General features: G+C 69.1%; 20 protein-coding genes. 11 read left to right on the plus strand and 9 right to left on the minus strand.

The genetic code is table 11. From position 1 onward, the window contains the following. Window positions 1-278: 278 nt before the first annotated feature. Window positions 279-809 carry a hypothetical protein gene (locus A7A76_RS03120; RefSeq protein WP_206409824.1) on the minus strand — a complete coding sequence of 177 codons (531 nt, stop codon included), beginning with the start codon at window positions 807-809 and terminating at the stop codon, window positions 279-281. Window positions 810-970: 161 nt separating this feature from the next. On the opposite strand from A7A76_RS03120, the gene A7A76_RS03125 reads away from it, so the two are divergent. Beyond that, window positions 971-1453, plus strand: coding sequence for a GNAT family N-acetyltransferase (locus A7A76_RS03125; protein ID WP_241200694.1), 483 nt, complete (start codon window positions 971-973; stop codon window positions 1451-1453). Here the strand turns inward: A7A76_RS03125 and A7A76_RS26220 are convergent. Further along, window positions 1405-1578 (minus strand): DUF6053 domain-containing protein, encoded by a 174-nt coding sequence (locus A7A76_RS26220; RefSeq protein WP_428995073.1) that lies wholly within the window; start codon window positions 1576-1578, stop codon window positions 1405-1407. The two genes, A7A76_RS03125 and A7A76_RS26220, sit on opposite strands and share 49 nt — an antisense overlap. Before the next feature lie 86 nt (window positions 1579-1664). On the opposite strand from A7A76_RS26220, the gene A7A76_RS03130 reads away from it, so the two are divergent. The 4 genes from A7A76_RS03130 (at window position 1665) to A7A76_RS03145 (ending at window position 6231) form a co-directional block, all read left to right on the plus strand. After that, a complete protein-coding gene (locus A7A76_RS03130) occupies window positions 1665-2435 on the plus strand; it encodes an SDR family NAD(P)-dependent oxidoreductase (RefSeq protein WP_206409825.1) in 771 nt (256 codons plus the stop codon). A gap of 150 nt (window positions 2436-2585) precedes the next feature. Continuing rightward, the gene (gene efpL / locus A7A76_RS03135; RefSeq protein WP_206409826.1) at window positions 2586-3152 is read left to right on the plus strand and encodes an elongation factor P-like protein EfpL; all 567 of its coding nucleotides are present in this window, start codon (window positions 2586-2588) and stop codon (window positions 3150-3152) included. Window positions 3153-3224: 72 nt separating this feature from the next. Continuing rightward, window positions 3225-3686, plus strand: a complete 462-nt coding sequence (locus tag A7A76_RS03140; RefSeq protein WP_206409827.1) for a GNAT family N-acetyltransferase — start codon at window positions 3225-3227, stop codon at window positions 3684-3686. Between the two features lie 457 nt (window positions 3687-4143). Then, the gene (locus A7A76_RS03145; protein WP_206409828.1) at window positions 4144-6231 is read left to right on the plus strand and encodes a phosphocholine-specific phospholipase C; all 2088 of its coding nucleotides are present in this window, start codon (window positions 4144-4146) and stop codon (window positions 6229-6231) included. 57 nt (window positions 6232-6288) lie between these two features. Here the strand turns inward: A7A76_RS03145 and A7A76_RS03150 are convergent, their stop codons facing one another. Further along, window positions 6289-6711: a GFA family protein gene (locus A7A76_RS03150; RefSeq protein ID WP_206409829.1), complete on the minus strand. Its 423-nt coding sequence runs from the start codon at window positions 6709-6711 to the stop codon at window positions 6289-6291. A gap of 317 nt (window positions 6712-7028) precedes the next feature. Here A7A76_RS03150 and A7A76_RS03155 point away from each other — a divergent pair, with 317 nt between their 5' ends. Next, a complete protein-coding gene (locus A7A76_RS03155) occupies window positions 7029-7673 on the plus strand; it encodes a methyltransferase domain-containing protein (protein ID WP_206409830.1) in 645 nt (214 codons plus the stop codon). A gap of 244 nt (window positions 7674-7917) precedes the next feature. On the opposite strand, the gene A7A76_RS03160 is transcribed toward A7A76_RS03155, so the two are convergent. Continuing rightward, the gene (locus A7A76_RS03160; RefSeq protein ID WP_206409831.1) at window positions 7918-8520 is read right to left on the minus strand and encodes an NUDIX hydrolase; all 603 of its coding nucleotides are present in this window, start codon (window positions 8518-8520) and stop codon (window positions 7918-7920) included. Between the two features lie 193 nt (window positions 8521-8713). Between A7A76_RS03160 and A7A76_RS03165 the strand changes: the two genes are divergently transcribed. Together A7A76_RS03165 and A7A76_RS03170 are read left to right on the plus strand one after the other, a co-directional pair. Next, complete coding sequence (locus A7A76_RS03165; protein ID WP_206409832.1) at window positions 8714-10192, plus strand: amino acid permease; 1479 nt, start codon at window positions 8714-8716, stop codon at window positions 10190-10192. Window positions 10193-10469: 277 nt separating this feature from the next. Then, the gene (locus A7A76_RS03170) at window positions 10470-11900 is read left to right on the plus strand and encodes an amino acid permease (RefSeq protein WP_206409833.1); all 1431 of its coding nucleotides are present in this window, start codon (window positions 10470-10472) and stop codon (window positions 11898-11900) included. Here A7A76_RS03170 and A7A76_RS26225 read toward each other — a convergent pair. After that, window positions 11867-12202, minus strand: a complete 336-nt coding sequence (locus tag A7A76_RS26225) for a DUF6053 domain-containing protein (protein ID WP_428995072.1) — start codon at window positions 12200-12202, stop codon at window positions 11867-11869. The two genes, A7A76_RS03170 and A7A76_RS26225, sit on opposite strands and share 34 nt — an antisense overlap. On the opposite strand from A7A76_RS26225, the gene A7A76_RS03175 reads away from it, so the two are divergent. The 3 genes from A7A76_RS03175 to mtnC all read left to right on the plus strand — a co-directional run bounded on the left by A7A76_RS03175 (window position 12161) and on the right by mtnC (window position 14205). After that, window positions 12161-12799 carry a methylthioribulose 1-phosphate dehydratase gene (locus A7A76_RS03175; protein ID WP_206409834.1) on the plus strand — a complete coding sequence of 213 codons (639 nt, stop codon included), beginning with the start codon at window positions 12161-12163 and terminating at the stop codon, window positions 12797-12799. The two genes, A7A76_RS26225 and A7A76_RS03175, sit on opposite strands and share 42 nt — an antisense overlap. Further along, window positions 12796-13353 carry a 1,2-dihydroxy-3-keto-5-methylthiopentene dioxygenase gene (locus A7A76_RS03180; protein WP_206409835.1) on the plus strand — a complete coding sequence of 186 codons (558 nt, stop codon included), beginning with the start codon at window positions 12796-12798 and terminating at the stop codon, window positions 13351-13353. Before A7A76_RS03175 ends, A7A76_RS03180 begins: the two co-directional genes overlap by 4 nt. Before the next feature lie 156 nt (window positions 13354-13509). Then, entirely contained in the window at window positions 13510-14205 is a 696-nt protein-coding gene (gene mtnC / locus A7A76_RS03185; protein WP_241200695.1) for an acireductone synthase, read from the plus strand. Between the two features lie 465 nt (window positions 14206-14670). On the opposite strand, the gene A7A76_RS03190 is transcribed toward mtnC, so the two are convergent. From A7A76_RS03190 to A7A76_RS03205, 4 genes are all read right to left on the minus strand, one after another. Next, window positions 14671-14883, minus strand: coding sequence for a hypothetical protein (locus A7A76_RS03190; RefSeq protein WP_074867275.1), 213 nt, complete (start codon window positions 14881-14883; stop codon window positions 14671-14673). A gap of 6 nt (window positions 14884-14889) precedes the next feature. Continuing rightward, a complete protein-coding gene (locus A7A76_RS03195; protein ID WP_206409836.1) occupies window positions 14890-15342 on the minus strand; it encodes a type II 3-dehydroquinate dehydratase in 453 nt (150 codons plus the stop codon). Window positions 15343-16032: 690 nt separating this feature from the next. After that, window positions 16033-16626 (minus strand): YdeI/OmpD-associated family protein, encoded by a 594-nt coding sequence (locus A7A76_RS03200; RefSeq protein ID WP_206409837.1) that lies wholly within the window; start codon window positions 16624-16626, stop codon window positions 16033-16035. Then, the coding region (locus A7A76_RS03205; RefSeq protein WP_206409838.1) for a calcineurin-like phosphoesterase C-terminal domain-containing protein at window positions 16623-18199 on the minus strand (1577 nt) is incomplete at its 5' end. The genes A7A76_RS03200 and A7A76_RS03205, both read right to left, overlap by 4 nt.

Here is an 18199-nt window from a genome sequence, read left to right on the forward strand (position 1 = left end):
GGGCGCGGCGGGCGCGGCGGAGCGTTCCTGCGACACGGCCGTGGCCAGCACGCAGGCCAGCGCGAGGGCCGAGACGGCCAGTGCGGTCTTCATCATGTGACGGCTTCCCCTGTGGACTCACCGGATTAACGCGGCGCCGCCGCAGCCGAGGCCAGCGGCGGCGCGCGGACGGGCTCCCCTCGCTCAAACCGCAACCGCGGTCGGTTTTCCGGCGATGTCGGCCTGCGCCGCCGGGCTTGGGTCCGACACGTTCGCCCAGCGGGAACGGGTCCGAACGTTCAGTCCTCGTCCGCCGCGTAAGGGTGCAGCTTCAGCTCGGCCTCCACCGGCGCGCCCCGGCCGCCGCGCGCGCTCGTGTGCACGATCAACGCCGCATCGGGCGTGGGACGCGCGTCGCCGCTCCAGTAGCTCAACAGGATATGGGCGTAGAAGTCCGGCGGCAGGCGCGCAGCGCGATGCAGGCGCAGGCCGTCGTGCAATGCCGTGCGCGGCACCGACAGCGCCAGATCGGGGTAGTTGGATCGGATCTCGCACGCGAGCCAGGCGCCGGCGAGGCTGGCCGCGTGTTCGGCCGAGAGCGTCATGTCGAAGGGCCCGCCGTCGGCAGGATGGCGATAGCTGGCCCAGACGAGGCAGTCGGGCGGGTCGGGCTCGCTGTAGCGCTTGCGCATGGACCGCAACACGATCCGCTGGCCGCCGCCGGGCATGGCTTCGTGGCCTTGCAGGTAACCCTTCGCGTCGCGAGCGGCGTGCGCGGACGCAAGCAGGAACGTGCCCATCATGGTCAACGGCGAAGATTGCTGCGGCATGCGGGCTCCGGCTGCGCTGCGGCGCGCGTCGCCGCGCCTTGCCGCGCATAACGCGGTGCGCGCCGGCCGGCGGCCATCGCAGGCGCGGCGCCGCGCCCATCTTCGCAATCGCCGCAAGCTGAGCGAGGATGTGCGCTTCGCCCTGAGGAACCCCGCTCGCCATGACCTTGCCGCCCGGAGTCGTCCTGCGTCCGATCCTGCCGCGCGACGATGCGGCGATGGCGGCGATCACCCGGCAGGTGCTGGCCGAGTTCGGCTCCGGTCTGGCCAGCGATCCGGAAGCCGACGCGATGCAGCGCGCCTACAGCCGGCCGCGCAGCGCCTACTTCGTGGTCGAGCGCGACGGCCGGCTCGGCGGCGGCTGCGGCATCGCGCCCTTGCTCGGCGGCGACGACGGCGTGTGCGAACTGCGCAAGTTCTATCTGCTGCCGGGCGTGCGCGGCATCGGCCTGGGCCAGGCGCTGCTGGACAGGTGCCTGCTCACCGCGCGCGGCTTCGGCTATGGCCAGTGCTACGTCGAGGCGCTGGACCGGATGAGAGAGGCGCATCGGTTGCTGGAAGCCAACCGTTTCCAGTTGCTGCAGGCGCCGCTGGGTTACGGCGAGTTGCGCGGCAGCCATACCTGGTACTTGCGTTCGCTGTGATCCGATGGGTCCTGCGGCGAGGCCGTGGGAGGGCCTTCAGGCCCGATGCGTTTCGATCCGATCGCCGCGCCCTGAGCGAAAAGCCTCGGGCCTGAAGGCCCTCCCGCAAGGGCCGGGGCCCGGATCGGCCGCGAGCCGCGGCCCGCGCCGGGGCGGCGCCCTCACCCGCGGTCCTTTAGAATGGCGCCTTTTCCGCCCTCAGGACCGCCCCATGCAACTCGAAAATGCCCGCGCCGTCATTACCGGCGGCGTCTCCGGCCTCGGTTTCGCCGTCGCCCAGCATCTGGTCGCCGGTGGCGGCAAGGTCGCGCTGTTCGACGTCAACGACGACAAGGGCGCGCAGGCCGTGGCCGCGCTGGGCGAGGCCAACGCCCGCTATTTCCGCACCGACGTGACCGACGAGGCCGGGGTGGCGGCAAACCTGCAGGCGGCCAAGGCGTTCCTCGGCGGCCTGAACGCGGCGATCAACTGCGCCGGCATCCTCGGCGCGGGCCGGGTGCTGGGCAAGGAGGCGCCGATGGCGCTGTCGCAGTTCCAGACCACGGTCATGGTCAACCTGATCGGCAGCTTCAACGTGGCCAAGGCCGCCGCCGACCTGATGCAGCACAACGACGCCGGCGAGGACGGCGAGCGCGGCGTGATCGTCAACACCGCCTCGGTGGCCGCCTACGAAGGCCAGATCGGCCAGGCCGCGTATTCGGCCAGCAAGGGCGGCGTGGTCGCGATGACCCTGCCGATGGCGCGCGAACTCTCGCGCTTCGGCATCCGCGTGATGACCGTCGCCCCGGGCATCTTCTGGACGCCGATGGTCGACGGCATGCCCGAGTCGGTGCAGCAGTCGCTGTCGGCCTCGATCCCGTTCCCCTCGCGCCTGGGCCGGCCGGAAGAGTTCGCCGACCTGGTCGCCTACATCCTCGGCAACCGCTATTTGAACGGCGAGACCATCCGCCTCGACGGCGCGACCCGCCTCGCCCCGAAGTAACCCCTAACCTACCTGCAGGAGCGGCGCGAGCCGCGACCGCGACACCGCGACTGCGCCGAAAATTTCGGCGCGAACGTGCGACACCGCAGTCGCGGCTTGCGCCGCTCCTACATTCGGATACGCCACACATCATCGATCGGAATCGACGCAATGAAAGCCTACGACGTCAAGAAAGGTAACGTCATCGAACACAACGGCACCGTGTACCAGGTGCGCGACATCGAGCGCAGCTCGCCGCAGGGCCGCGGCGGCAACGTGAAGTTCCGTTTCACCATGTACTCGGTGCCCGGCGGCAGCAAGTTCGACCTCAGCGCCGGCGCCGAGGACGAGCTCAAGGAAGTCGAGCTCAGCCGCCGCCAGGCGACCTACTCGTACAAGGACGGCGACGCCTTCGTGTTCCTCGACGACGAGGACTACACGCCCTACACCCTCGACGCCGACGTGGTCGGCGACGCCGCCGGCTACATCATCGCCGATCTCGCCGGGTTCTACGTGCAGATCATCGACGACCAGCCGGTGGGCCTGCAGCTGCCGGCCAGCGTGTCGCTGGAAGTGATCGAGACTCCGCCGGAACTCAAGGGCGGCACCGCGACCAAGCGGCCGAAGCCGGCCAGGCTGGAGACCGGGATCGAAATCATGGTGCCGGAGTACATCGGCACCGGCGAGCGCGTGCTCGTCAACACCGCCACCGGCGAGTTCGCCGGACGCGCGGACTGAGCTGCGCCGGAGTCTTTCGTAACCAAACCCGGCCCGCCTCGCGCGGGCCGGGCCGCATCTGAGGCAAGCAAAATGAGCCAGGACGCCTACACCTTCGCGCCCGCCACCGCCGCCGACATCGAGCGGCTGATTCCGGTGCTGCGCGAGTTCTACGACGTCGAACACCTGCCGTGGAACGAGCCGGCGCTGCGGCGCGCGCTCGGCGCGCTGGTCGGCGATCCCAACGCCGGACGGCTGCGGCTGATCGTGCGCGACGGCGAGATCGCCGGCTACTTCGTGCTGGGGTTCTGCTTCAGCCTGGAATTCGGCGGGCGCTTCGGCCTGTTGGACGAATTGTTCGTGCTGCCGGCGCACCGCGGCGGCGGACTGGCCAAGCGCGCGCTGGCTGAAGTCGAGGCGCTGTGCCGGGCCGAAGGCCTGGATGCGTTGCGGCTGGAAGTGAACGACGACAATGCGCATGCGCGGGGGATCTACGAGCGTGCGGGGTACATCGTGCATCCGCGTCGGTTGATGACCTTGTGGCTGCGCGATTGAGATCGTCGCGTCAGCGGCTTCGCTCCTGAAGGCGGGAGAGGTGTCAGCCCCAACTGTGCGGGGCTTCGGCATTGAATGTGGGAGGGGCTTCAGCCCCGACGCTTTTCTATCCGCTGAGGCATGGCGATCGGACCGGACAGCGTCGGGGCTGAAGCCCCTCCCACAATCGCTGCCCGAGGCACTTGTTCAGCCGCAAACGAAAGAAAAACCGGCGGCGACTTTCGTTGCATCGCACCCGCGCATCGCGCAAACCACGAACCTCAGGCCGCACAACGCCGGATATCGATAGCAGCGACGGCTTTCACATAAAAATCCGGGAAAAACCAGGCCGCCGGCTTGCCATTGCGTGATCGCGCACGCACCGAAACCCTTGCCACGAAGCTGCAATCTGCGCTTCCCAAGCTTTATCGTTTCCCCGGCGGCGCACCCGCGCCGTGCCCAGCACTGGAGCAAGGCCTTGTCATCTCCCACCCGTCGCGATTTCCTCAAGCTCGCCGGCTCCGCCGCCGCGCTGAGCCTGCTGCCGCCCAGCATCCGCACCGCCCTGGCCACGCCGGCCGCGCGCGTCGCCGGCACCATCCAGGACGTGCAGCACGTGGTGATCCTGATGCAGGAGAACCGCTCCTTCGATCATTACCTCGGCGCGCTGCGCGGCGTGCGCGGCTTCGACGATCCGCGGCCGATCCCGCTGCCCGGCGGCAAGACCGTGTTCGAGCAGCCCAAGTCGGCGAGCAACCCGAACAACGTGGTGCTGCCGTTCCGCCTGGACACCGCCAACACCGCCGCGTACTGCCTGGCCGACATCGACCACAGCTGGAAGGGCGCGTATTCGCGCTGGAAGGACTACAACGCCTGGATCTCGGTCAAGGGCCCGATGTGCATGGGCCACTTCACCCGCGAGGACATGCCGTTCTACTACGCGCTGGCCGACGCGTTCACCGTCTGCGATGCGTACTACTGCTCGCACCACGGTCCGACCAATCCCAACCGCATGCACCTGTTCGCCGGCACCAGCGGCATGACCGTCGGCGACCTCGGCCCGCAGGCGGTCAACAACGCCGACGACGGCAACTGGACCGGCGATGCGTCGCGCGACAATCCCAATTTCGCCGGGCACAAGTGGACCACCTACGCCGAGCGCCTGCAGAACGCCGGAATCCCGTGGCGCGTCTACCAGGAGCACGACAATTACGGCGACAACTCGCTCGCCTACTTCGCCGCGTTCCGCAAGCTCGACCCGAGTTCGCAGCTGTACCAGCGCGGCCGCGCGATCGTGCCGGGTTCGAACGAGGCCAACGCTAAGACTTCGCGCGGCGAGCACCTCATCGCCGAGTTCGCCAAGGACGTGCGCAACGGCACCCTGCCGGCGGTGTCGTGGATCGTGCCGTCCTACATCATGAGCGAACACCCCGCGGCCACGCCGGCTTACGGCGAGTCGCTGACCGCGCGCCTGCTGGAAGCGCTGGTGGCCAATCCCGAGGTCTGGTCGAAGACCGTCTTCATCATCAACTACGACGAGAACGGCGGCTTCTTCGACCACGTGCCGGCGCCACTGCCGGCGATCAATTCCAACCTCGGCAAGAGCACGGTCGACACGGCGACCGAGAACTACAACGGCATCCCGGTCGGCCTGGGCGTGCGCGTGCCGATGTTCGTGATTTCGCCGTGGAGCAAGGGCGGCTGGGTCAACTCGCAGGTGTTCGACCACACCTCGGTGATCCGTTTCCTGGAAGCGCGCTTCGGCGTCGCCGAGCCGAACATCAGCGCGTGGCGCCGCACCGTGGCCGGCGACCTGAGCACCGCGTTCGACTTCGCCACGCCGAACGCGGCGTGGCCGGCGCTGCCGGACACCGACGACCGCATGAGCAACGCCGATGCCAGCTGCCGCCTGGCCGCGCCCAAGCCGCCGGCGCAGCAGCGCCTGCCCAGGCAGGAACGCGGCCAGCGCCCGGCGCGCGCGCTGCCTTACGAGCTGCAGGTGAGCGGCCGCATCGAAGCGGCGAGCGGGCGCTACTGGCTCGACTTCGGCAACAGCGGCGTCGCCGGCGCCTGCTTCAACGTCTACGCCGGCAACCGCAGCGACGGGCCGTGGTACTACACGCTCGATGCGGGCACCGCATTGTCGGACTACTGGAGCGCGAAGCAGTACAGCCAGGGCGTCTACGACCTGTCGGCGTACGGGCCGAACGGTTTCCTGCGCGCGTTCAAGGGCGACCTCAACAAGGCGCTGGCGGCCGACGGCGCCAATCCCGAGGTGACGGTGCGCCACGATGTCGCCGGCGACCGCCTGCTGCTGGAACTGGTCAACACCGGCAAGGCCGCGTGCACGCTGACCTTGACGCCCAACCGCTACAGCAGCGCCGCCGCGCGCACCTACGCGCTGGCCCCGGGCGCGCGCCGCAGCGACAGCTGGCCGCTGGCGGACGGCAAGCGCTGGTACGACTTCAGCGTGACCTCGAACAAGGACGCGGGTTATCTGCGCCGCTTCGCCGGGCATGCGGAGAACGGCGAGGACAGCGTCAGCGATCCGGCGATCGGCGCCTGAGCCTCGCGTCCGCGCACGCACGGCCGGCCGCGTCCTGCGCGCCGGCCGTGTCCGCGGCTACATCAACCGGGTATCGGCCGGCGCCTGGTCGAAGCGGTCGATGCGGCCGTCGCGGTAAGTGATCGGCGCCTGCGCCAGTTCGTCGTTGGACGCGTCGTCGAGCAGGGCGAGGTTGACCGCGTAGAACTTGCCGCCCATCGATTCGTGCTCGCCGGTCGCATAGGTGCGGCTGCCGCAGGTGGCGCAGAAGTAATGATGCAGGAACGCATGCGGCCGGCCCGGCGGCGTCCACTGGTACTCGGTCTGCTGCGCTTCGCCGTCGATGGTGCGCATCTGCGCGGCGGGCACGAAGGCGAACCAGTTGCGGTGCTTGGCGCAGAACGAGCAATTGCAGCGTTGGGTGCCGGCCTGCAGGTCCAGATCGAGTTCGATGCGGACGCGGCCGCAGTGGCAGCTGGCTTGATAGGTCTTGAGCGTCATGGCGTACCTGCGCGGTTCGGTGGCGGCGCGAGGCGGGCCTGCGCCGGGCTCGCGCACGGCGCGACGCGGCGGGCCGACACCGCCTCGCGAGGCCGGCCGCGGACACGGTCGCGCGAACCGGTGCGCGCGGCCAATGATCCCTGTCATGCCGCGGCCCGGTCCGGCGGCGCCGTCCGTTGCGGCGCCGGCGCTCGCATTCGCCGATCGACAGCGGTCGCGCGGTCGCGCAAGCCGCGCACATCGCAGCGCAGACGAACGGCGCTCTCCATGCCTCGGGATTTGCTACGGTGCAGCGCAAGCGAAACCGGGATCTGCCGATGAGCGCCTCCGACCGCCGCCACAACCGCCGCACCGTCGCCGCCTACGAAGGCTACGCGCGCGGCTACGCCGCGGCGGTGCCGTCCACGCCGTCGGAACCTGCGGCCGCGGACTTGCGCCGCTTCGCCGCCGCGCTCGCGCCGCGCGCGCAGGTGCTGGAGATCGGCTCGGGCCCGGGCTGGGACGCCGACTTCCTCGAAACCCTCGGCGTGCAGGTGCGCCGCACCGATGTCACCGCGGCGTTCCTGCGGTTGCAGATCGAGCGCGGCAAGGCCGCCTACCCGCTCGACCTGCTCACCGACGCGATCGATACGGTCTACGACGGCATCGTGATGCTTTATGTGGTGCAGCACTTCGAGCGCGAGCAGCTCGACGGCGTCCTGGCCAAGCTCGCGCGCGCGCTGGCGGCGAACGGCGCGATGCTGCTGTCGCACATGCTCGGCGACGGCGAGGAATGGGAAGGCGACGCGGGCGACTACCGCGTGGTGCGCTGGACCGCGGCGGCGTTCGACGAGCGCCTGGCCCGGGCCGGGTTCGCGGTGGAATGGGAGAGCTTCATCGATAGCGAGCGGCGGCCTTGGCGCAGCGTGTTCGCGCGCAGGGTCGGGGCGCTCGGGTTTGCGGCGGCGGCGCCGCGCGATTGAGGTTTCGTCGTGGTTGGGGTGGCGCGGTCGCGGCTTGCGCCGCTCCTACAGGGGGCGATCCGGCGGTCGCGGCGCAGCCTGTCCGTGCGCTGGGGCGGGGCGCTCGGGTTTGCGGCGGTGGCGCCGCGCGATTGAGGTTTCGTCGTGGTTGGGGTGGCGCGATCGCGCGCCTGGGCCCGCCCCCTCGTCCACACTCGCACCGGCGCTGCATAAACGCCCGCGCGCGCTCTGCGGGCCATGCGGCTCAGGCGCCGCGCGCCAGCCACTTGCGCGCCAGCCGGCGCATCGATTCGTCGCTGTCGGGGTCGCTCAGCACCTCGCCGATCCCGCGCCAGGCCAGATCCAGCGATTCCTCGCCGACCACGAAGGCTTCGTCGTCGCCGGCGTGGACCACATAGCGCAGGTCGTAATGCCAATGCCCCGGCACGTCGTGGCGTTCGGGAATCCAGTGGCGGTCCAGGTCGAACAACTGCGGGTCCACGCGCAGGCCGCTCAGGCCCGATTCTTCCTCGGCTTCCTTCAACGCCACCGCGGCCAGGTCGCGGTCGCCGTCGGCGTGGCCGCCCAGTTGCAGCCAGCGGCCGAGCTTGCGGTGGTGGGTCAGCAGCACCCGCGCGCCGGTGCGGTCGACCAGCCAGGCGCCGCCGGTGAAGTGGCCGGCCAGGCGTTCGCGGCGGAACGGGTCGGCGCCGTCATGTTGCGCTGCATCAGAACCGGCGGCCGCGTCGGCCTCGGCCAGCAATTGCAGAAACGGCGCCGTATGTTCGGCCTCCTGCGGCCAGCGCCGGGCATAGTCGGTCAGTTCGGAACGAAGTTCGGCGAGTGCGTCGGGGCGTTGCGCTGGCATGGAGACGGGCTGGCGATTCAGGAACGGGCCCGGGATTATCGCCGCCCGGACCATGACCGGGACCATGACCGTGTGCGCTTGCCGCTTATTTACACCCTGAGTTAAGGTGGCCCGCCGCCCCGTACCGGGGTCGGTCACGTCGTCGCCAGAACGACGGGCACAGATCACTTCTTACGAGAGAGAGGGGAGTTCGATGTCGAGAGGCCTGTTCATCACCAAGCCGGTGGCACCCGCCGGCCATGTGGACGCCGGCGAGCCCGTAGAGGGCAGCCTCCAGGGCGAGGCGACGCTGAAACGGTCTCTGACCGCGACCCAATTGGTGATGCTGGGCATCGGCGCGGTCATCGGCGCCGGCATCTTCGTCCTCTCCGGCCACGCCGCCGCCGAACACGCCGGCCCGGCGATCGTGCTGAGCTTCGTCGTCGCCGGTTTCGCCTGCGCGCTGGCGGGCCTGTGCTACGCCGAGTTCTCGGCGATGCTGCCGGTGTCGGGCAGCGCCTACTCCTATTCCTATGCCACGCTCGGCGAGTTCGTCGCCTGGTTCATCGGCTGGAACCTGGTGCTGGAATACCTGTTCGCCGCCTCCACCGTCGCGGTGGGCTGGTCGGGCTACCTCAACAGCCTGCTGACCAGTTTCGGCGTCGGCCTGCCGGCATCGCTGTCGGCCGCGCCGCTCAACATGGTCGACGGCGCCTTCGTCTACACCGGCGGCCTGGTCAACCTGCCGGCGGTGATCATCGTCGCCGCGCTCAGCGGCCTGTGCTACGTCGGCATCACCCAGTCGGCCTTCATCAACACGATCATCGTGGCGATCAAGGTCGTGGTCATCACCTTGTTCGTGGCGTTCGCCGCCAAGTACGTCAACCCGGACAACTGGGTGCCGTTCATCCCGGAAAACCAGGGCCCCGGCAAGTACGGCATCGACGGCGTGATCCGCGGCGCCTCGGTGGTGTTCTTCGCCTACATCGGTTTCGACGCGGTCTCCACCGCCGCCGGCGAAGCCAAGAACCCGCAGCGCGACATGCCGATCGGCATCCTCGGCTCGCTGGTGATCTGCACCATCATCTACATCATCGTCTCCGGCGTGCTGACCGGCCTGCTGCCGTACCACATGCTGAGCACGCCCAAGCCGGTCGCGACCGCGCTGGAAGCCTACCCGGCGCTGGGCTGGCTCAAGCTGCTGGTCGAAATCGGCGCCATCGCCGGCCTGAGCTCGGTGATCCTGGTCATGCTGATGGGCCAGCCGCGCATCTTCTATTCGATGGCCAAGGACGGGCTGCTGCCGCAGTTCTTCGCCAAGGTGCATCCGAAGTTCCAGACCCCGTACGTGGGCACGATCGTCGTCGGCGTGTTCGCCTGCATCCTGGCCGGCCTGCTGCCGATCGGCCTGCTCGGCGAGCTGGTGTCGATGGGCACCCTGCTGGCGTTCGCCACCGTCTGCGTCGGCGTGCTGATCCTGCGCAACACCCGCCCGGACCTGCCGCGGCCGTTCCGCGTGCCGCTGGCGATCGTGGTCTGCCCGCTCGGCGCGGCGGCCTGCCTGTACCTGTTCTGGAAGCCGTTCTCCGAGCATTGGCACCTGATGACCGGCTGGACCGTGATCGGCATGCTGATCTACTTCGGCTACGGCTACCGCAACAGCAAGCTGCGCAAGGCGGCGGGCAGGGGCTGAGTCCGCAGCGACACGCATCCAAGGCCGGCGGAGATTCCGCCGGCCTTTTTTCCTTTCACGCATCGACGTTTCCACCGCAGCGCCCCGTTCGTATCCGAGCACGCCCGACTGCTGCCGTCATTCCCGCGAATGCGGGGTTTTGCTCCACTTCGGCGGAGCCGAACATCCAGGGCTTCACCGAGGCATGACTCTGGAGTCTCTGGATTCCCGCGTCCGCGGGAATGAGGGGTGAAGGAATCGCGTTGCGCGGATACACGCAACACCAGGACGAACCACCATGCTGGAACAACTCCGGGCGACCAAACACCCGCACGCCGCCCACACCGAGGCCGAAGGCCTGAGCCTGCACCGCACCCTCGGGCCCTGGGGCCTGACCGCGCTCGGCATCGGCGCGGTGATCGGCGGCGGCATCTTCGTCATCACCGGCAAGGCCGCGGCCGAGCACGCGGGGCCGGCGATCATGCTGTCCTTCATCCTCGCCGCGATCTGCTGCACCTTCTGCGCCCTGGCCTACGCCGAGTTCGCGGCGATGGTGCCGGTGTCCGGCAGCGCCTACACCTACACCTACGCGACGCTGGGCGAGCTGGCGGCCTGGTTCATCGGCTGGATGCTGATTCTGGAATACGGCGTGTCCGCGTCGGCAGTGGCGGTCAGCTGGACCGGTTACTTCTTAAGTCTGCTGCAACACTTCGATATAACGCTGCCCGCGGCGCTGGTGCAGGCGCCGCTGGACGCCAAGCTGCGCCCGACCGGCGCCATCGCCAACATCCCGGCCGCCACCATCGTGCTGTTGCTGACCTGGCTGTGCTATGTGGGCATCCGCAAGTCCTCGGCCATGAACATGGCCATGGTGATCCTCAAGTCGGGCCTGATCGTGCTGGTGATCGTGGTCGGCTGGAAGTACGTCAATCCCGAGCTGTGGACGCCCTTCATCCCCGAATCGCAGGGCCACGGCAAATACGGCTGGGAAGGCGTGCTGCGCGGTGCCTCGATGGTGTTCTTCGCCTACATCGGCTTCGAGGCGGTGTCGGTGGCGGCGCAGGAATCGCACAAGCCGCAGAAGGACATGCCGATCGGCATGATGGCCTCGCTGGCGATCTGCACGGTGCTGTACATCGGCATGGCCGCGGTGATGACGGGCCTGGCGCCCTACTACACCCTGGGCACCGACGAGCCGGTGGTGACCGCGATCGCCGCGCACCCGGCGCTGAACTGGCTGCGCGTGGTGGTCGAGGTCGGCGCGCTGGTCGGCTTGTCGTCGGTGGTGCTGGTGATGATCATCGGCCAGCCGCGCATCTTCATGATCATGGCCCGCGACGGCCTGCTGCCGCCGGTGTTCACCAAGATCCATCCCAAGCACCGCACCCCGCACATCAATACCGTCATCACCGGCATCGGCATCGCCCTGCTGGCGGCGCTGTTCCCGCTCGATATCCTCGGCGACATGACCTCGATGGGCACCCTGATCGCGTTCGCCGCGGTCTGCGCCGGCGTGCTGATCCTGCGCCGCACCCAGCCCGACCTGCCGCGGCCGTTCCGGATCCCGTTCGCCTGGCCGATCTGCATCAGCGGCATCCTCAGCTGCCTGGTACTGCTGTCGACGATGAGCGCGCACAACTGGATGCTGATGGGGGTCTGGACCGGGATCGGTTTTGCGATCTACTTCGCCTACGGCTACCGCCACAGCTTCCTCGCCAGGCGCCGCTGAGCGCAGCGCTTGCCCGCGAAGGCCGGCCCCGGACGTCCCGGAGCCGGCCTTTCGTTTTTCTGAGAGGCCTTGCGGCCTGATGCCTTAGCTTTTGTGGGAGGGCCTTCAGGCCTGAGGCTCTCCGGTCGGATCGCAGCGACCTGAGAAAAGAGCATCGGGCCTGAAGCCCCTCCCACAAGAGCGCCCTCCGGCCTGCCGCCATAACGCTGCGTTATGGCAAAAACGCGGCAAGCGCCACATCCGGGCGCTAAAATGGGCGCATGAACAGCCCCCTGCCCTACGACCCGCAGCGCCTGGCGCACTGCGCCGGCGAGATCATCGTCAACGTGCGCGAGCTGGCCCAGCGCGGCTGGACCCCGGCCACCAGCAGCAACTTCTCGCGCCGCATCGATGGCCAGCACGTGGCCATCACCGTCTCCGGCCGCGACAAGGGCCGGCTGACCGAAGAAGACATCATGGTCGTGGACCTGGACGGCGCCCCGGTCGCGACCAGCCACCGCCCGTCCGCCGAAACCCTGCTGCACACCCAGCTGTACAAGCGCTACCCCGAGATCGGCTGCGTCCTGCACACCCATTCGCAGACCCAGACCGTCGCCTCGCGCCTGTACGCCGGCCAGGGCCACGTGCACCTGGAAGGCTACGAGCTGCTCAAGGCCTTCGCCGGCACCAGCACCCACGACACCGAGCTGGACCTGCCGGTCTATCCCAACACCCAGGACATGCCGACCCTGGCCGCCCAGGTCGACGCCACCCTCGACCAGCAGCCGATGTGGGGCTATCTGATCGACGGCCACGGCCTGTACGCCTGGGGCCGCGACATGGCCGAGGCCCGCCGCCACCTGGAGGCCTTCGAATTCCTGCTGGGTTGCGAACTCGAACTGCGGAGACTGCGCCGATGAGCCGCTTGCGTATTTTTCCCGAAGACCAGCCGGGCAGCCCGGCGCTGAGCACCAGCGACCAGGGCGAGATCGCGCGCGAGCTGGCCAGGATCGGCGTCGGCTTCGAGCAGTGGCAGGCGTCCAAGCCGGTCAAGCCGGGCGACACGCCCGAAACGATCATGGACGCCTATCGCGCCGACATCGAGCGCATCACCGCGCAGCGCGGGTTCAAGACCGTCGACGTGGTCAGCATCGCCCCGGACAACCCGCAGCGCGAGACCATGCGCGGCAAGTTCCTCGACGAGCACTACCACAAGGAAGACGAAGTGCGTTTCTTCGTCGCCGGCTCGGGCCTGTTCACCCTGCACGTCGCACCCAACGTGTACGAGATCAAGTGCGAACAAGGCGACCTGATCTCGGTGCCCGACAGCACCCTGCACTGGTTCGACATGGGCCCGGAGCCGAGCTTCGTCGCGATCCGCTTCTTCACCGAGCCCGACGGCTGGGTCGGCTACTTCACCGGCACCGACATCGCCCAGCAGTTTCCGCGCTACGAGCGCGGCCAGGCGGGGTGAGAGCAGGAGATGGCGAATAGGAGATAGGAGATAGGAGATAGCGAAAGCCGTCTCTCCGCCGCATTCTCCTTTCGCTTCGCCTCCCGCTTTTCTCTATCTCCTATCTCCTATCTCCTATCTCCTATCTCCCATCTCCTACCGGCCATCTCCCAGCCCATGCCCATCCGCGCCATCCTCACCGACATCGAAGGCACCACCAGCAGCATTTCCTTCGTCAAGGACGTCCTGTTCCCGTATGCGCGGCGCGCCCTGCCCGGCTTCGTCGCCGCGCGCGGCAAGGAGCCGAACGTGCGCAAGTGGCTCGACGCGGTGGCGGTGGAGAACGGCGGCGCCTGCCAGGATTCGGTGATCGTCGAGGTGCTGCAGGGCTGGATCGACGAAGACCGCAAGCACACCGCGCTGAAGGCGCTGCAGGGCATGATCTGGGCCGACGGCTACAAGAGCGCGGACTTCACCTCGCACATGTACCCCGACGCCGCCCCGGCGCTGCAGCGCTGGAAGGACGCCGGCCTGCGCCTGTACGTGTATTCCTCCGGCAGCGTGCCGGCGCAGCGGCTGCTGTTCGGCCACAGCGACGCGGGCGACCTCACCGACCTGTTCTCCGGCTTCTTCGACACCGAAGTGGGCGGCAAGCGCGAGGCGGCGAGCTACCAGCGCATCCGCGAGAGCATCGGCCTGCCGGGCGAAGACATCGCGTTCCTGTCCGACGTGGTCGAAGAACTCGACGCCGCGCGCGAAGCCGGCCTGGGCACCGTCTTGCTGGACCGGCGCGAAGACTACCCGCAACCGCGCGAAGGCGAAGCCGCCCACGGCCACGTGCGGGTGACTTCGTTCGATCAGATCGAGCTCTGATCGCCCCCGCATCGGCTACCTGTAGGAGCGGCGCAAGCCGCGACCGCGAAAAGACAGCTACGCCGCAACCACCGCCGCGCGCGGAATCCGCAACCCGCGCGCGGGTTGTTCCTTGCGTAGGCTTCCGCAAGCTTCGTCATAAACGCAACGTCGCAGTCGCGGCTCGCGCCGCTCCTACAGGTAGCCCATGTAGGAGCGGCGCGAGCCGCGACCGCGAAAAGACAGCTACGCCGCAACCACCACCGCGCGCAGAACCCGCAACCCGCGCGGGTTGTTCCTCGCGCAGGCTTCCGCAAGCTTCGTCGTAAATGCAACGTCGCAGTCGCGGCTCGCGCCGCTCCTACAGGTAGCCCATGTAGGAGCGGCGCAAGCCGCGACCGCGAGAAGACGACTGCGCCGCAACGACCTTCGCGCGCGGAACCCGCAATCCTCGCCCATCAAGCATGATGTGCACGCCGCTGCGGCCTACAACAACCGGCTCAGATTCCTCACCCGCACCTCATCGCGTTCCACACCATGCTCGCGCGCCGCCTGGCGACGAATGCGGTCGAGCAATTCGGCCGGATCGAAACGGCCCGGTTCGCCCGGCGCATAGTCCAGCGTGGTCTGGCCCCAGACGATGAAACGGCCGCCGACCAGGATCTCGTAGTCGGCGAAGTAGCAGTAATGCGCGTCCATGGCCGCTCAGGTGCCGACGTGGACGTCGTTGCCGCTTTCCGCGCAGCCCAGGTGCTCCAGCGCGATCGACAGCGCCAGGGTGTAGCTCTGCGCCGAATAGCCGTGGACCAGGCGCAGGCGGCGGCCGCAGTCCGGCGCCAGGCTCGGCTCCAGCGCGTTCATGTGGTCGTCGTGGACTTCGATGTACGGCACCGGCAGCTGCTGCAGCGCGCCGCGCAGTTCCGCGCTGGCCGGCAGGCAGGCGCCCGGGTCGAGCAGCAGCAGCTCGGCATTGGCCGCGCGCATGCCGCGCAGGCAGTCCACCAGTTCGCTTTCGCTGCGGCAGCTGCGCAGCGTCAGCGCCTTACCGGCGCCGGCGGCGCGTTCGACCAGGGTGGCGCGCACTTCGCCGGCCAGCGGCGGGACCATCGAATCGACGGCCGCATCGGTGTTCGGGCCGCGCAGGATCAGGATCGACACGTTATCGCTCGCTGCGCACTCGGAGCGGTGCGCCATGGACGCCACTGTAGGAACGGCGGGCATAAACGCGCTATGCGCCGCGGCGCGGCGGGCCGTAAAACCTGCGTCAATTCCGGCGGCGCTCGAGCCGTATGGATGCCGTTGCGATGGCTCCCTGCAGGAGCGGCGCGAGCCGCGACCGCGTCAGCGCAGCGACGGCGCAACCCGGGATCGTGCCTGCGTGTTTTCGGTCGGGCGCATTAGCTGTACGCCCGTAACGAGGTTGCGGCGCAGTTGAAGTTTCGCGGTCGCGGCTTGCGCCGCTCCTACAGGGGGCAGCCGCAGCTTCGGTCGCTAACTGTAGGAGCGGCGCGAGCCGCGACCGCGCCAATGCCGTTGCGACGCACGCTGTGATCGCGCGCGCCGGTTTGCGGCCGTGAGCCGTGGGCACTGGCCTGTAACGAGGTTGCGGCGTAGCTGAAATTTCGCGGTCGCGGCTTGCGCCGCTCCTACAGGGGGCAGCCGCGGCTTCGGTCGCTAACTGTAGGAGCGGCGCGAGCCGCGACCGCGCCAATGCCGTTGCGACGCAATCCGCGATCGTGCGCGCCGGTTTGCGGCCGTGAGCCGTGGGCACTGGCCTGTAACGAGGTTGCGGCGTAGCTGGAATTTCGCGGTCGCGGCTTGCGCCGCTCCTGCAGGAAGCGGCCGTGGCTAGCGGTGGATCTTTTCGCCGCGCGCGAGCATGTCGATCAGTTTGGCGATGCGCGCGGCGCGGGTGTCGGGTTTGTTCGCGGTGTGCACGCGCCACAGCACGGCGTAGCGGTTGGCGCCGTCGAGGGTGTCGAAGAAACGCCGCGCTTTGGCCGATTCAGCCAGCGCCGCGGCCAGGTCTTCGGGCATTTCGATGGTCTTGGCCGAGGCGTAGGCGGCCGCCCAGCGGCCGTCGGCCTTGGCCGCGTCGATCTCGCGCTGGCCGCCGGCGCGCATGCGGCCCTGCGCGATCAGCGCCTCGCACTTGCCGATGTTGATCTGCGACCACAGGCTGCGCGCGCGCCGCGGCACGAAGCGCTGCAGGAAATAGGTTTCGTCGAGGCTGCGTTTCTGCCCGTCGATCCAGCCGTGGCACAAGGCCACGTCCAGCGCCTGCGCGTAGTTCAAGGTGACCACGCCCGTGCCCTTCTTGGCGATCTTCAGCCACAGCCCGGCCTTGGCCGGCGGCGCGGTCAGCCAGTGTTCGAACTCGGCCGCATCGGCGAACGCGATCGCCGGCAGGTCGTCGGCCGGGCCGGTGGGTTTGGCGCTCATGGCGCGGCCTCGATCAGGCGATAGGAGGTGCCCAGGCGCTGCTCGCCCTGCCAGGGATCGAACGCGCGCACCTCGATGGCGTGCTCGCCGGCGGCCAGGTCGGTCGGCAATACGGCGTTCCACAGGTGCGGCGTGGGCGTGGCGGGCGCGGCGCGGTCGAAGCCGCGCAGCTGCGCGGACGCGTCGTCGCGCGCGTTTTCGCCCAGCAGCGCCGGATCGGGCTGCTCGACCCGACGCATCGGCTTCCACGCGCCGCCGTCGATGCGGTATTCCACGCGGCTGTCGTCGCTGCCCATGAACACGTTGGCGTAGACGCCGCGCACCGGATACGAATCCTTGCGCAGCGCCTTGGGCGCATACAGCCGCAGATACTCGTTGGCGACCGCCGCCGCGCCGAGCGCGTGCCCGGCCGACGGCGCCGGATGCCAGCTCAGCGCGTAACCGGCATCGCCGCGCACGCGCAGCCGCGCGTAGCCGTTGGGCGTGCCGTCGCTCATGGTCGCATCGGGCAGGCCCTGCGCGTCCTTGATCCCGGACCAGAACGCGCCGCAGGCCGCGCCGACGTTGTACTCGTGCAGCGGCGCGGCGCCGCGCCAGCCGCTGTCGCCGCGGTGGTAGACGTGGCGCTGGGCGTGGCTGTGCCCGCTCAGCACCAGCACGTGCGGGAACTCGCGCAGCAGGCCGAACAGGCGCTCGCGGTCGGCATGGCGAAAGGTTTCGCGCCCGGGCGCGGCGTCGAACAGCGGGATGTGCATCGCCAGCACCAGCAGGCGGCGCTTGTCGGCGCGGGCCAGGTAGGCCTGGAGGAAATCGAACTGCTCCGGGCGCAGGCCGCCGATGTACTCCGGCTTGGAACCGGGCTGATAGATGACGTCGTCGAGCACGACGAAGTTGGCCTGCGCCTCTTCCCAGGCGTAGGTGTCGGGGCCGTAGACGTGGCGGTAGCTCAGCAGCGAGTCTTCGTCGCTGCGGGCGTCGAAGTCGAGATCGTGATTGCCCGGCGCATGCAGCCACGGCACGCCCAGGCTCGCGGTGACCGCGTTGATCTGCGGGTACAGCGACAGATCGTCGTGGACGATGTCGCCCAGGCTCAGGCCGAGATCGGCCAGCGGCGCGCGGCCTTTGCGCTGCGCGAGCAAGGGCTCGACGATGTCGCGGCGGTAGTAGCCGATTTCGGTGGCGTTGCGGGTCTGCGGGTCGGCGAACACCAGCACGTCGAGGTCGCCGCCGCGCGCGGTTTTGTCGGGGATCAACGCGTAGTCGCGGCAGCCCGGCGCGGCCTGCGGCATCCCGCCGTATTTCAGCGGCGGCGGCGCGCTCGGGTTGACGTTGAGCCAGTAATCCGGCAGGCCGCTGTCGGCGCGCGCCGCCAGGCGATAGCCGGCCGGCTTGATCAGGAACTGGCTGCTGCGCTCGCCGGACGGCAGCGCGTAGCGGCCCTGGGCATCGGTCAGCACGACGCGGCGGCCGTCGGACACGCGCTGCCCGGCCAGCCCGGGCTCGCCCGGATCGCGCCGGCCGTTGCCGTCGCGGTCCTCGAACACCGTGCCGCCGGCGCACGGCGGCGGCGCGG

Source organism: Lysobacter enzymogenes, assembly GCF_017168095.1.
Classification (GTDB): Bacteria; Pseudomonadota; Gammaproteobacteria; order Xanthomonadales; family Xanthomonadaceae; genus Lysobacter; species Lysobacter enzymogenes_D.